The sequence below is a fragment of the Paracoccus sp. TD-10 genome, assembly GCF_048270675.1.
GTDB lineage: Bacteria > Pseudomonadota > Alphaproteobacteria > Rhodobacterales > Rhodobacteraceae > Paracoccus > Paracoccus pantotrophus.
This window is the reverse complement of the sequence record NZ_CP182418.1, coordinates 547,354-561,563: the sequence shown is the minus strand read 5'-3', so window position 1 is coordinate 561,563 and position 14,210 is coordinate 547,354. Positions and strand designations below refer to the sequence as shown.

The following is a 14,210-nucleotide window of genomic DNA, read 5'->3' as shown; positions in this document are numbered from 1 at the left end:
CGGCCGCCGGCTCTGGGCGGCGCTGCTGATGTGCAGCGCATTGGTGCCCGGGCCGCTGGCGGCCCAGACCCTGCCCAGCGGGCCGAACGTGGTCGGCGGCAGCGCCAGCGTCAGCACGCCGAACCCCGGCGCCATGCGCGTGGACCAGCTGAGCGACCGCGCCATCATCGACTGGACCAGCTTCAGCATCGGCGCCGGCGGTTCCGTCCGGGTGCATCAGCCGGGGCGTGACGCGGCGCTGCTGAACCGCGTGACCGGCGACAGCCCGACCCGCATCGACGGCTTTCTGGGCGCGAACGGCCAGGTCTTCGTCGTCAACCGCAACGGCATCCTGGTCGGGCGCGAGGGGCGCATCGCCACGGCGGGCTTCGTCGGCTCGACGCTGGACATCTCGAACGAGGATTTCACCGCCGGCCGGCTGCGCTTTTCCGGCGACCGGCCCGGCCGCGTGGAAAATCGCGGGCGCATCGACATCATCCCCGGCGGCTATGCCGCGCTCTTGGGCGGGCGGGTCGCCAACAGCGGCACGATCCGCGTGCCGCTGGGCACGGTCGGGCTGGGCGCCGGGCGGCGGGCGGTGCTGAACCTTTCGGGCGACAATTTCCTGTCCGTGGCCCTGCCGCCCGCCGAGGATGGCGAGGCCATGGCGCTGGTCGAGCAGCACGGCCGGATCTCGGCCGATGGCGGCGTGATCGAGATCGAGGCGGCGACGGCCCGCCATGCCGCGCGCCACGCGATCAACCTGTCCGGCGTGACCGAGGCGCGCACCGTCTCGGGGCGCTCGGGCCGGGTGGTGCTGGGCGGCGGCGACGGCGGCCGGGTGCGCGTGGCGGGCCGGGTCGATGCCAGCGGCGGCCGGCGCGCCGCGGCACCCATCACCGCCGAACGGCCCGCGGCGCGGCCCGAGCGCGGCGGCAGCATCACCGTCACCGGCGCCGAGATCGCGCTGGAGGGCGCGGTGCTGGATGCCAGCGGCACCGGCGGCGGCGGGCTGATCCGGGTCGGCGGCGATTATCGCGGCACCGGCGACCTGCCGCGGGCGCGGCGCACCACGCTGGACGCCGGGACGCGACTGCTGGCCGACGGGATCGGCCATGCCGACGGCGGGCGGATCATCGTCTGGTCCGACGACCACACCCGCTTTGCCGGCGGCGTGTCGGTGCGCGGCGGCGCCGAGGGCGGCGACGGCGGCTTTGCCGAGATCTCCAGCCGCGGCGAACTGGCGATCCGCAGTTCCGGCGTGCGGGTCTCGGCCCCCAGGGGGCGGCCGGGCACCGCGCTGTTCGACCCGCAGAACCTGCGCATCGTCGACGAAGAAACATATGACCCCGACGACCCCACGCATGTGCTGGTGACGGACATCTACGGCATGTTGCTGGATGCGGGACATTACATCCTCTCGACCGAGGGCGAGGGCGACGATGCCGGCGACCTGGTGGTCGATACGCCGATGACCCTGACCTTCGCCGCCGGCGCGGCCAGCCACCTGGACCTGCGCGCCGACAACGACCTGCTGGTCAATGCCGCGATGAGCTGGAGCGGGCCGGGCCAGCTGTCGCTGACCGCCGGCGCCGGCCTCACGACCCTTGGCGGGCTGAGCTGGAGCGGCGCCACGGCGCTGAACCTGACCGCGGGCGAAAGCATCGCGCTGGCCGCGCCGGTACAGGGGCCGGCCGGTATGCTGAACCTGCAGGCGCCGCTGGTCACGGCCGGCGCCGGCGTCTCGGTGGACAGCTTCCGCCTGAACGGCGCCTCGCAATGGCGGCAGGTCGCCGCCACGCTGCCGGGCTTTGCGGCGCGCGATTTCGCGCTTTCCGACACCGCGGGCTTCTTGCGCGCCACGGGCGGCGCCGGCACCGCCGCCAGCCGCTATGTCATCACCGATGTCTATGGGCTTCAGGGCATCGGCTCGGCCGGCTTTGCCGGCGCGCATTACGCCCTGGGGGCCGACATCGGCGCGGCGGGCACGGCCGGCTGGAACCTGGGTGCGGGCTTCCGGCCCATCGGCAGCCGCGGCACGCCCTTCTCGGGCAGCCTGGACGGCGCCACGGCGGCGGGCGGGCGCCACGCGATCAGCGGGCTTGCGCAGGTGGTCAGCTCGGGTCCGGGCGGGCTGTTCGGCACCATCGCCGGCGCCACGATCCGGAACCTGCGCCTGCTGGACATCGACCTGGACGCGCAGCAAGGCTTCGCCGCCGTCGCCGGCGGGCTGGTCGGCGAGACGCAGGCGGGCGAGGCACCCAACGTGATCGAGAACGTGCTGGTCACCGGCCGGATCGCGGCCGAGATGGGCGAGGATTCGGTCAGCAGCGCCAGCTTTGGCGGCCTGGCCGGGCTGTTCGGCGACGGCCGCATCACGGATGCGGAATCCCGCGTCGCCCTGGCGCTTTCGGGCCAGGCGGACGGCTGGGGCGACGTGGTCATGGCCGGCGGCCTTGTCGGGCAATCGCTGGGCGGGATGACCGTCACCGGCAGCCGCTATGCCGGCAGCATCGAATCCGGCTTCGACGGGTCCGAGGACAACAGCGAAGGCTTCGCCCCCGCCTCGCGGCTGGGCGGGCTGGTCGGGCTGACCCAGGAGGGCGACAGCATCGCGGATTCCACCGCCGCCGCCGAGATCACCCAGACCGGCAGCGGCAACTGGATCATCGGCGGGCTGGTGGGCGAGAATGCCGCGGACCTGTCCGGGGTCTCGGCAACCGGCACCCTCACCCTGACGCAGGAAGGGGCAGAGACCATCCGGCTGCTTTCCCTGGGCGGACTGGCGGGCACCAGCAGCGGCGCGGTCTCGGATGCCTGGAGCGACGTTGCCATGGATCTCGACACCGCGGGCTATGTCCGGGCCGGCGGGCTGGTCGGGGTGAACCAGGGCACCATCGGCGCCGCCTATGCCCTGGGCGGGCTGGGCCTTGCCCTGTCCGGCCTGCCCGAGGGCGACAGCATCGCCGAGATCGGCGGCCTGGCCGGCGTGAACGAGGGCGAGATCGCCGATGCCTTTGCCGACAATGCAATCAACATCTCGGGCAATGCGCTGGCGGCGGCGGGCGGGCTGGTCGGCTGGAACCTGGGCACGATCACCCGCGCCCGCGCCTCGGGCAGCCTGCTGGTCGCGCTGGACGGCACCGAGGCGCTGGACGGCCCCCGCTCGGCCCTGGGCGGGCTGGCGGGCTGGAACGACGGCAGCATCGCCGATGCCTATGCGCTGGCGCCCGTGACCTATTCCGGCAACCTGCCGGCGACCATCGGCGGGCTGGTCGGCTCGAACGCCGGCAGCGTCGCGCGAAGCCATGCGGCAGGCCGGATCAGTTCCACCGCCGCGCCGGGCCTGCTGCGCCTCGGCGGGCTGGTCGGGGCCAATGACGAAGGCGAGGGCACCGGCAGCACCACCGCCTCGTTCTGGGACCGCGAGGCCAGCGGGCAGCAGCAATCCGCCGGCGGCACCGGCCTGACCACGGCCCAGTTGCAGGACACGGCGGGCTTCATGGCCCGCGCGGCGGGCTGGAGCTTCACGACCACCTGGGCGCCGGGCGGTGACGGCGCCTATCCGCAGCTTTACAGCATCGACCCGGTGCTTTGGGCCGAACCCGCGCCGCTGTCCGCGACCTATGGCGACGCACTGCCCACGCCCGGCGGCACGGTGCATGGGCTGGGCCGCTACCTGTTCGGCGACCAGCCCGCGGTCGCAGGGATCTTCAGCCTGCCGGCGGGGGTGCGCAATGCCGGAACCTATCCCGTCCAGACGGCGGGCAGCGTCACCTCGGCCGACGGGACCGGCTATCGCATCGTCGCCTCGGCGGCGAGCCTGACCATCAACCGCGCGCTGCTGACCGTCTCGGCCAACGACCTGAGCAAGACCTATGGCGAGGAGCGGCGGCTATCGGTCGGGGACGCCACCGCGACGGGCCTGCGCTACGACGACCGGCTGGCCGCGCTGGACCTGGCCAGCGAGGGCGAGGCGGCCGGGGCCTGGGTCGCCGGCTCACCCTATGTCATCACCGCAGGCGGCGCCCGGATCGACGGCGCGGATGGCGATGCGACCGGCAATTACATCATCACCTATGCCGAGGGCGCGCTGGAGGTCTTTCGGCGCGCCATCACCATCGGCGCGCGCGACGCCGCGGCCCGCTTCGGCACTGCGCCGGTGCTGGACTGGGCGCTGATCGCGGGCAGCCTGGCCCAGGGCGACGCGATCACCGACGTCCTGCTGGCCAGCGACGCCACCGTGACCAGCCTGCCGGGCGCTTACGGCATCACCGCCTCGGACGCGCGGATGCTGGCGGGGGCCGAGGCGAACTATGCCATCACCTATGCCCCCGGCACCTTGCAGATCGTCAGCCCCGGCACGGCCAGGGGGCTGCCGGTCCCGCAGAACACCCTGCCGGGGACGGAACTGCCGAACCCGACGGACGGTCCGGTGCCCTTCCCGATCGCGGCGGCCGGTGCGGCCTCGGTGCTGCCGGACGGGTTGCCGCCGCTCACCTCCGGCCCGCAGGACGACGGGCTGACCCGGTTGGCCGCGCTGTCGGACGAGGTGTCGCAGATGATCGACGCCTGCAGCCAGCACGAGGGCCAGGCCGAGGACATGCTGGCCTGCCTGTCGCGGGCGCTGGACCGCTATTCCAGCGCGCTGGACGAGCTTTCGGCGGAACTGCCGCCCTCGATGCAGACGGTCTCGGCCATCCTGCGCCAGGCCAGCGCGGAAATCGGCGCGGCGCGCAGCCGGGCGATGGACCGCCTCGCCACGGCCGGCAGCGAGGCCGAGCGCCGCGCCATCCGCCGCGACGCCCTGCGCGAGGCCAGCCAGGCCATCGCCGGCGCCCGCGCCGAGATCGTCAAGCAGATCGAGTTGCTGCGGGTCGAAGACCCCGAACTGGCCCGCGCCCATGCCCGGCAGGAGGGGCTGATCCTTGCCACGGTCGAGAAAGCCGATGCCGTCCTGGTGCGCGCGGTCGGGCTTTAGGCCCGCCTCCATCCTGGCGGCCGTTCTGGCGGCGCTGATCGCGGCGCTGCTCATGGCCGCGCAGGCCGCGGCGGCGCCCAAGGTGGCGCTGGTCATCGGCAATGCCGCCTATGCCGGCGTGCCGGCGCTGGACAACCCCGCCAACGATGCCGAGGACATGACCGCGGCGCTGCGCGACCTGGGCTTCCAGGTGATCCTGGGCGTGGACAGCGACCAGGCGCAGATGCGGGCGCTGGTCGGCCAGTTCGGCGCGGCGGCGCAGACCGCCGAGGTGGCGCTGTTCTATTACGCCGGCCATGCCTTTCAGGTCGCGGACCGGAACTATCTGCTGCCGCGGGATTTCCGGCTGGATCGGCTGGACCAGGCGACCGAGCGCACCGTGGCGCTGGACGAGGTGCTGGGGGCGATGGCCAAGGCGCCGGGGGTCAAGATCGTCCTGCTGGACGCCTGCGGCGACAATCCGCTGCGGCTTCCCGGCGCCGGCAGCGGCCTGGCCCGCATAGGCAGCCCCGCCGATTTCCTGATCGCCTATGCCACCCAGCCCGGCGCGGTGGCCTTTGACGGCGCCGGCCGCAACGGCACCTTCACCGAGGCGCTGCTGAGCCATATCCACACCCCCGCCCAGGACATCGGCGAGATGATGATCGCGGTGCGCAAGGACGTGATGGCGCGCACCGGCGGGCAGCAGATCCCCTGGGACGCCTCGGCGCTGACCCGGCGGTTCCGCTTTGCCGACGGCCCGCCCACCGCCTCGCCCGAGACGCTGTTCTACCAGGTCTCGGTCCGCGCCGCCGATCCGGCGCTGCTGCGGCTTTACCTGCAACGCTATCCCAACGGCAGCCATGTCGGCGAGGTGCTGGCGCTGCTGGCGCAGGATCCGGGCCGGGCGGGCCAGGCGCGGCGCAGCATGGGCCCCGAGGCCGAGGGCACGGCGGGCGAGCAGCTTTGGGATCTGGCGCGGCGCAGCCGGCTGAGGCCGCTGCTGGAAAGCTATGCCCGCAGCTATCCCGACGGGCCACATATCGGCGAGGCCCGGCGCATGCTGGCCGAACTCTCCGCCCAGGCCGATCCCGGCCCGGCCCGGCGCTGCGAATTGCTGGCGACCCATCCGCGCGACGGGACCGAGACCACGCCCGGCGTCTCCTACGAGCTGCTGGCGCAGAACGCCGTCGCGGCGATGCGGGCCTGCGACGAGGCCAGCCGCCTTCACCCCCGGCAGGCGAAATATGTCGCGCTGCTGGCGCGGGCGACGGCGGCCGCCGGCCTGCGCGCCGAGGCGGTGGCGCTTTACGAAGCCGCGGCCGGGCGCGGCGACCTGCGCGCCATGGTCAGCCTGGCGCTGCTGAAGGAAACCGGCGACGGCGTGGCCCCCGATCCGGCCGGCGCGCTGGCGCTTTACGAAAGGGCGGCCGCGGCCGGCAGCGCCGATGCGGCGATCAACCTGGCGGTGACGCTTCTGGACGGGGGAAGCGCCCAGGACCAGCAACGCGGCATCGCGCTGATGCAGCAGGCCTCGCAGGCCGGATCACCGATCGCCACCTTCAACCTGGGCGTGCTGGCGCAAGAGGGCCGCTTCGGCGATCCCGGCGACGCCCGGACGCTGTTCGAGCGCGCCGCACGCGAGGGCGAGCCGCGCGGCCACCGTGCCGCGGCCGTGCTGCTGGACGAGGGGCGCGGCATTCCCCGCGACCCCTCGCGCGCGGCGGTGCAACTGCTGCTGGGCGTCGCCTCGGACGATGGCAGCCTGCTGCGCGAGCTGGCCGAGCAGGGCGGGAACTGGAACCCAGAGACGCTGGGCGCGCTGCAGCGCCGCCTGGCGCGGGCCGGGCTCTACCAGGGTCCGGCGGATGGCGCGCCCGGCCCGGCCCTGAGCCAGGCGCTGGAATCGTGGCGCAACGGCGGCTTCACCGCCGCGGCGCTGTCGGGCTGAGCGGCGCGGAAAGATCGCCCCTCCGGTCGATGCGCCCGGATATCGGCACGAGGCCCCCGCCGCCATTGCGACGGATCGGGCGGTCCGGGTTTGCGGGCCGGATTTTCGGGGTCTTTCCATGGGGCAGACTCTAGTCGCAACTGGAGGAAAAAGCCCGGGGCAGGTCAAGCCGCCTTTACCTAAAATACCGATATCATGCGCTTCGCAGCCCCGTTGCTGCGAGCGGGTCGCTCGCGATACAAGCAGAGCGCTGATCTGCCGGCATGGCAGGAAGTCATATGTGGTGCTGTGGCCAACCGACGAGCGAGTCGGAAAGGGCGCCCTGTGACACAAAAGGCAAATCTTCCTGAAACGCCACAAGTCTTGGCAATAATCACAAAGATTTTCCGCTTGCGCGGAAAATTTCCGAACAATATCAACTACAGGCCGAGTGGATCGACAGTTCGTCCTGCCCTTTTTCTCAGATAGCGTTACCTCACCGCGCCCATGAAAAAGCCGGCGCGTGGCCGGCTTTGTCAGATAATGGGTTTACGCGACGTCGGCGCGTCTAAAGATCATTGTGCTCTGCAATCCCAAGGGGAGTGGGAGTGCACCCTTGGAGATTTGATAGTTGAACTCATCGTCAGGGGATCGACCCGACCGTTCGATCAGTTCAGTCAGGGAAATATGCACCGCCTGAAACTCCTCAAAGGATTTTTTGCAGCTGTATTTCCCACCTCGGATACCTGCGCTCTTGCGTGTCGTCGGTGGAGCAAGAAAGCCTGCCTGCCTCAAGCGATAAACTGTGGGTCTGCTGATCTTTAGAATCCGCGCGACGCTCCATGAAGATACAACGGGTTCTTGGGGTTTGCTGTAGATACCGTGCAAGGAGCTTGGATCGACCCGGAATGCTCTAAAGTTGTCGGCGCATTCTCCCTCAAAATACAGCGGGATACGGCACTCAAGGATGAGCTTTGTGAGTACCGCAATCGCTACACCACGCCTGCAAGCTGCTGTTGAGATATCAATAAGATCGTTGTTCGCCCCTGCGGGCTTTGCCAGCCTCCGTAACTGTTCCAGGAATGCTTCCAAATCTTCTGGCCGGTAGATTGTCGACCTTTTCCCATATTCGGATTGCTTTGGGATGAGGCCATGGCGTGCAAGCCGCGCAAGCACCACTGTTTCAACTCCAATCTCTTTCGCAGCTTCTTTTGCACTGATGCGTGTTCCGAGCTCTGCGATGATGTCGGTCAGCATGGCAGTCGGAATATATCGCGTCAGTGTGTAAAATCTGTCGCTGGCGTGCGGTTTTGCCATTCCCAAAGTGACCAGTTTCTGGCCGAGCCTATGGTGAGGGATGCCGAACACCTGCTTTGCCGTCGAGAATGAGTGCAACAGTTGCTCAGGGCAATGCTTGCCGAGGACAGTCGAACCCACCGTAACCGGAAAGTTTTTAAAAATGAAATCCCGGACAATGTCACGCACGACATCAAAATCCTGGTCATCGTCGCGAAAGCGCAGCCAATCGAAGAATACGCCGTAGTGTGAACGGTAACGTTTTTCCCCGACTGGATGCGAATCTTGAATTTCCTTGAGCTTTTGACGCAACGCCTCCGGACCCCCGCGAAGGATGCTCAAGCCAGCGGTGCCGGCCGCTGCCCATTGCGCGTCGGCAAGTTCCGCTCGCTTTACCCTTGGTCCCAAGGTTAGAAGCGCGCCAAGCATCTCGCAAGTCTGCGCTGCAATATGAAACGGCAAGCGGTCCAGCCAGCTTTTTCCGGGTCCGGTCAGGATTCGATCGGTCAAATACCGCTCCAGTTCCGGATCCTGAGACGCAGCCAAATCACCAGCTGTTGGTTGAAACCCGTCGAGCATGGGGACGTGATCAAAACAATCATTGCCGTTCTTTGGCTTGGGAACTGCAACGAGATGGCGCCCGTGCTTCACACAGGTGCGGATCGCCGCGAGTTGCCAGACCCCATGATGGACGATTTCTGTCGTGTTGCGCACCTCGCTGATACACATGGGGCAAATCCGAAGCGTTGTCCGTATGAACCCCGTGAATTTGATGCGTTCGTTTCCGAGTCGAAACCAACCCGGTTCAATCAGGGAAGGTGTTGCCGCTTGCAGCGGGACGGGATCGATATCGCCCAGAACGGCCAGCCTTTGGATTTCGACCGGATCGCCGTTTACAAGCGCGAAGTAGTCGATCCCCACATCCGAGCAGAAGGCGATCAACCGGGGCACGCCGTTCCGCCGAGCTAGGCGAGAGGCGAAGGATGTCGCGGATTCCCCTATCGTGGTGGGCACCGTCAACGGTAGCGGTTCTGTCGCGGTGAACATCAGCGTTGCTCCCGTGAGAAGACCTGCCGCGCATCGATCCGATAAAAATCGGGAATAATGAACGGGTTGAACGAGTCGTCGCAGGCAGTCCGCAGGTGATAGGCGCGGGCAAAATCCTGGGGTGCCAGCCGGCGGGCCCCGTTGAGGAAAGCCTGTTCGATGGCCGCCAGCGTCAGTTCGATGACCAGGCCGAACTGATTGGCTGCCGCGTGGATCAGCCGTTCACCATGTGCAAGTTCCACGATGGCGGGGGCTGGTGGCAGTCCCGCGCGCTTGCAGTAGTTTTCCACGAGATCCAGCACGTCATTGCCATGCGCGACCGGCGACAGGCTGTTGAAATGCACCGTCTGCATCCGCCGGGCTCTGTTGCACAAATCCCGTCAGGGATTCAGATCGTGAATCCAGGGTGGTAGCTGTGATGTATGAGCAGACCCACACCGCCAACCTACAGGACCAGAAACTGGCCAGCCTACAATGAAGCGCTCAAGCGCCGGGGCTCGCTGACGATCTGGTTCGACCCCGAGATGAGCTGGGATGCCGTGCCGACGGGGAGGCGTGGCCGCCAGCAGACCTACAGCGATACTGCCATTCAGAGCTGCCTGACGATGAAGGTGCTATTCGGCATGGCGCTCCGGCAGACGACCGGGTTCGTCGAGAGCCTGCTGCGTCTGGTTGGCCTCGACTGGACGGTGCCTGACTTCAGCACACTGTCCCGCCGCCAGAAGACCTTGGCTGTGAACATCCCGTATCGCGGCTCCAAAGGGCCGCTGCACCTGCTGATCGACAGCACAGGAATCAAGGTCGAGGGCGAAGGCGAGTGGCACGCTCGCAAGCATGGTGGCCCCAAACGGCGGGTCTGGCGCAAGATCCACCTTGGGATCGACGAGGAAACGCTAGAGATCCGGGCTGTCGAGATCACCGGGAGCAACGTCGGCGATGCGCCGATCCTACCTGACCTTCTCGACCAGATCCCGGAGGACCAGGAAATCGGTAGCGTCACGGCAGATGGCGCCTACGACACGCGCAAGTGCCACGATGCGATTGCAGATCGCGGAGCCCATGCCGTCATCCCACCGCGCAGGAACGCGAAGACCTGGAAGACCATCACCGCTGGAGCCGTCGCGCGCAACGAGGCCCTCCGGGCGTCCAGGTATCTCGGCCGCACCCTGTGGCGACGATGGAGTGGATACCACCGCCGGAGCCGCATCGAGACGAAGATGCATTGTGTCAAACTGCTGGGCCAGCGGCTCATGGCAAGGGACTTCGACCGTCAGGTCGCCGAGTTCCAGATCCGCATCGCCGTCCTGAACGGCTACACCGCGCTCGGCATCCCGGTCACGGAAGCTGTAGGATAAGTCTGTCCGGGGAGGGGGTAACCGCGCCCATCACCTGAGTTATGCAACAGAGCCCATCCGCCGCGCCAGTTGTGAGTCATGGTTCAGGATGTCCTCCAGCTCCGGCGTCCCAGAGAGGATGATCCCGACGGGCCAGTCTGGATCGGTCATCAGGGTTTTCAGCATCGAGGCCACGGCATTCAACTCGTGCTTCGTGCCCCGAGATGCCAGATCCTGCGCCTCGTCCAGGTGGACGAACAAAACCTGTCGCTCTTTCAGGTGATGCCGGACCAAATCCCAGATGTACCAGGCTTGCCGTTCTGAGCCGATCTGATAGCCCAAGGCGCGCAGCAAGGTGTAGCCGACGAATTTCAACGTCGCCGGCGATGGCACGCGAAGGCTGATGATCGGCGCATCCCAATGGCGGGTCGTTGACAGCTGCTGGCCAACACCGGCAAGCAGGTGGTGCATCGCCGCGCTTTTCCCGGTGCCCGAGGGGCCGGACAAGGCGAGCCCGTGGGCTTCGCTTGATCGGCCTGCGTCAAGATCGGATAGGCGCTTGGCGACCAGCATGGCAAAGCGCGCCTCAAGCGGCTCGAACCGTTCGTGATGGATGAAATGGTCCCGCAGCGCAGCCACTTTCTCGGCGGCGTTGCGGATGATGTCATTGCTCATCGTCGAATCTCCAGCGGTTGCGGCGTTCACGCGCGGGCGGTTTTTGGTCATGGTGGTCAGTAGGGTTCTCGGATGGCCCACCTGCATGCGGCACGATCTGGATGCCATCAGAGAGAGGGTCGGAAGACGGTCGGGCATGCCCGAGGCGCTCGGCATCGGAGCGCAAGGGGAAGTGCAGTGCGGATTGATTGCGCTCGACGTCTAGGTCGGTCACGTGGAACGGCGTCAGTTCACGCAGCGCAAAAGCACGCCGGTTGATTTCCGAAATCCGCTCGATCGCCCGGCGGACCATGGGCGCATCCAGTTCGGCATCCCGTTGGTGCTTGATGCGGAGTGTCCGGGTAACTTCTTGAAGCTCGTCATAGCTGACACCGTCGAAGCCGCTCTGATTGGCCATGGCGGGATGCCATGTCGCGCCCACCTTGACGGCGATCCAGCCCATATCCCGCAGATCGGCGCGGATTTCGACATTGCGTTCCGGCGCGTGCAGGAACGCCTCGCGCAGCGCCTCGCAGCTATAGGTCAAGCCCGCGAACAAAACGCCATCTCCGCGGAGCTTGCGTTGCAACGGCCTGCCGAAAGCTTTGCGCAAGGCGAGACCATCGGGAAGTGGAGGCGTGCCGTGCTCGGCAACCAGCCGCGACCACGCCTGGTTCGGCGTTTCTCCACCCAGCGATCCGTGGGGTTGATTGTGGTAGATGTCGACGACATAGGTCAGCAGGATCCTGATCAGGTCGTCGTCGCAGAGGCAAGCCAGCTGCTCCGATGGGTAATCGCCGCGCTCAACGGTATCGAAGAAGGTCCGGCCGACCAGAAGGGGCATAAGCTGGTGCCCATAGGTTCGGAAGAAGGTTTCGATATGGCCTCGAAGCCAAGGCAGGCCCGCAGGCGGAAGGTGCGTGGTGATACCGAGTGAAGAGACTGTCCCCTGAAAATCGTCGGACACGAAGGCGCCGCCCTGGTCCGTCGCCAGGGTGCTAATCCCACCATGATGGTGCCAGGTGCTTTCGCATCCTGCCGCCTGTGCGATCGGTGTCTTGTCGACGAAAATGTCGCGCAGCGCCTTGATCGCATCGCTCGAGTTCGGTGTCTCGGCCAGACGCACGGAGAGAATACACCGGGTCGCACAATCAATAGCGACGTATAGCCACCGGCGCCCGGCCTCGAATCGTGCCTGCCTCTCTGCGGGGAGATGGTCCCAAATGCCGGACAACGTCAGCAGTGAGATCACATCGAGGCGGTTTTCGTCCATTTCGACACGTTCCAGCGGCTGCCGGACGTCAGGGCCATTCTCGTAAAGCGTGAATCTGGCATTTGCCGCCGCCGTGCCATATCGCTTGGCATGCACATAGTATGGATCGGCCTGGGCAAGACGGCGCTTGATGGTTTGGCGCGACGGCACAACCAGTTCGGACAAGCCAGCCTCAGCCCGCCGTCGGTTTTCGCGGCAAAAAAGCTCCAGCGTTTCGGCAACGGCCTGCGTTCTGGTTGGGCGTTGCGTATCGGCATAGATTTCGATGACCTGATTCATCAGCGCCTCAGCGCGATGACACCAGCGCGGCTTGCGATTGCCGCAGCGATGGATCTCCGGAATCAGCACTACCGCCGAATATCCGGCCCGTTCATAGCGCCGCACCCATCCGAAACCTGTCCGGCTACAGGGAAGCTGGCGGGTGATGATGTCTGCGCCCGGTCGAACAACCTTGCCGCTGGCAGCGCCCTCACCGACCCGTCGTTGGATTTCGGCGGCAAGCCGCTCGCGTCCTTTCAGATATCCTTCCTGCGTGCGGTTGATGAAGCCAAGCGATTCCAGGTACAGGAACGCATCGCAGAAAGCCTTGCACCAGAGCACGAACCGCCGAACCGACTCGCGCAACTCATTGACGACATCAACCGGCTTGCGACTGCGTATTTCTTGCGTCGAACGGCTCTGTTGCACAAATCCCGTCAGGGATTCAGATCGTGAATCCAGGGTGGTAGCTGTGATGTATGAGCAGACCCACACCGCCAACCTACAGGACCAGAAACTGGCCAGCCTACAATGAAGCGCTCAAGCGCCGGGGCTCGCTGACGATCTGGTTCGACCCCGAGATGAGCTGGGATGCCGTGCCGACGGGGAGGCGTGGCCGCCAGCAGACCTACAGCGATACTGCCATTCAGAGCTGCCTGACGATGAAGGTGCTATTCGGCATGGCGCTCCGGCAGACGACCGGGTTCGTCGAGAGCCTGCTGCGTCTGGTTGGCCTCGACTGGACGGTGCCTGACTTCAGCACACTGTCCCGCCGCCAGAAGACCTTGGCTGTGAACATCCCGTATCGCGGCTCCAAAGGGCCGCTGCACCTGCTGATCGACAGCACAGGAATCAAGGTCGAGGGCGAAGGCGAGTGGCACGCTCGCAAGCATGGTGGCCCCAAACGGCGGGTCTGGCGCAAGATCCACCTTGGGATCGACGAGGAAACGCTAGAGATCCGGGCTGTCGAGATCACCGGGAGCAACGTCGGCGATGCGCCGATCCTACCTGACCTTCTCGACCAGATCCCGGAGGACCAGGAAATCGGTAGCGTCACGGCAGATGGCGCCTACGACACGCGCAAGTGCCACGATGCGATTGCAGATCGCGGAGCCCATGCCGTCATCCCACCGCGCAGGAACGCGAAGACCTGGAAGACCATCACCGCTGGAGCCGTCGCGCGCAACGAGGCCCTCCGGGCGTCCAGGTATCTCGGCCGCACCCTGTGGCGACGATGGAGTGGATACCACCGCCGGAGCCGCATCGAGACGAAGATGCATTGTGTCAAACTGCTGGGCCAGCGGCTCATGGCAAGGGACTTCGACCGTCAGGTCGCCGAGTTCCAGATCCGCATCGCCGTCCTGAACGGCTACACCGCGCTCGGCATCCCGGTCACGGAAGCTGTAGGATAAGTCTGTCCGGGGAGGGGGTAACCGCGCCCATCACCTGAGTTATGCAACAGAGCCCTTCAGAGCAGCC

General features: G+C 66.8%; 8 protein-coding genes. 4 read left to right on the top strand and 4 right to left on the bottom strand.

Going from position 1 to position 14,210, the window contains the following annotated elements:
- The first annotated feature begins 28 nt into the window (after positions 1-28).
- Positions 29-4,960 (top strand): MBG domain-containing protein, encoded by a 4,932-nt coding sequence (locus tag ACNKFW_RS02775; protein ID WP_418024725.1) that lies wholly within the window; start codon positions 29-31, stop codon positions 4,958-4,960.
- Positions 4,929-6,890, top strand: a complete 1,962-nt coding sequence (locus tag ACNKFW_RS02770; protein ID WP_147427565.1) for a caspase family protein — start codon at positions 4,929-4,931, stop codon at positions 6,888-6,890. The genes ACNKFW_RS02775 and ACNKFW_RS02770 overlap by 32 nt, the downstream gene beginning before the upstream one ends.
- A 528-nt stretch (positions 6,891-7,418) precedes the next feature.
- Here ACNKFW_RS02770 and ACNKFW_RS02765 read toward each other — a convergent pair.
- Positions 7,419-9,212 carry a TniQ family protein gene (locus tag ACNKFW_RS02765; protein WP_418024724.1) on the bottom strand — a complete coding sequence of 598 codons (1,794 nt, stop codon included), beginning with the start codon at positions 9,210-9,212 and terminating at the stop codon, positions 7,419-7,421.
- Positions 9,212-9,565 carry a hypothetical protein gene (locus ACNKFW_RS02760; protein ID WP_418024723.1) on the bottom strand — a complete coding sequence of 118 codons (354 nt, stop codon included), beginning with the start codon at positions 9,563-9,565 and terminating at the stop codon, positions 9,212-9,214. The genes ACNKFW_RS02765 and ACNKFW_RS02760 overlap by 1 nt, the downstream gene beginning before the upstream one ends.
- A gap of 69 nt (positions 9,566-9,634) precedes the next feature.
- Between ACNKFW_RS02760 and ACNKFW_RS02755 the strand changes: the two genes are divergently transcribed.
- Complete coding sequence (locus tag ACNKFW_RS02755) at positions 9,635-10,567, top strand: IS5 family transposase (protein ID WP_179921185.1); 933 nt, start codon at positions 9,635-9,637, stop codon at positions 10,565-10,567.
- Positions 10,568-10,606: 39 nt separating this feature from the next.
- Here the strand turns inward: ACNKFW_RS02755 and ACNKFW_RS02750 are convergent, their stop codons facing one another.
- Positions 10,607-11,221, bottom strand: coding sequence for a TniB family NTP-binding protein (locus tag ACNKFW_RS02750; RefSeq protein WP_418024722.1), 615 nt, complete (start codon positions 11,219-11,221; stop codon positions 10,607-10,609).
- Positions 11,211-13,160, bottom strand: coding sequence for a Mu transposase C-terminal domain-containing protein (locus ACNKFW_RS02745; protein WP_418024721.1), 1,950 nt, complete (start codon positions 13,158-13,160; stop codon positions 11,211-11,213). The genes ACNKFW_RS02750 and ACNKFW_RS02745 overlap by 11 nt, the downstream gene beginning before the upstream one ends.
- Positions 13,161-13,210: 50 nt before the next feature.
- Here ACNKFW_RS02745 and ACNKFW_RS02740 point away from each other — a divergent pair, with 50 nt between their 5' ends.
- Positions 13,211-14,143, top strand: coding sequence for an IS5 family transposase (locus ACNKFW_RS02740; RefSeq protein WP_179921185.1), 933 nt, complete (start codon positions 13,211-13,213; stop codon positions 14,141-14,143).
- Positions 14,144-14,210 lie beyond the last annotated feature (67 nt).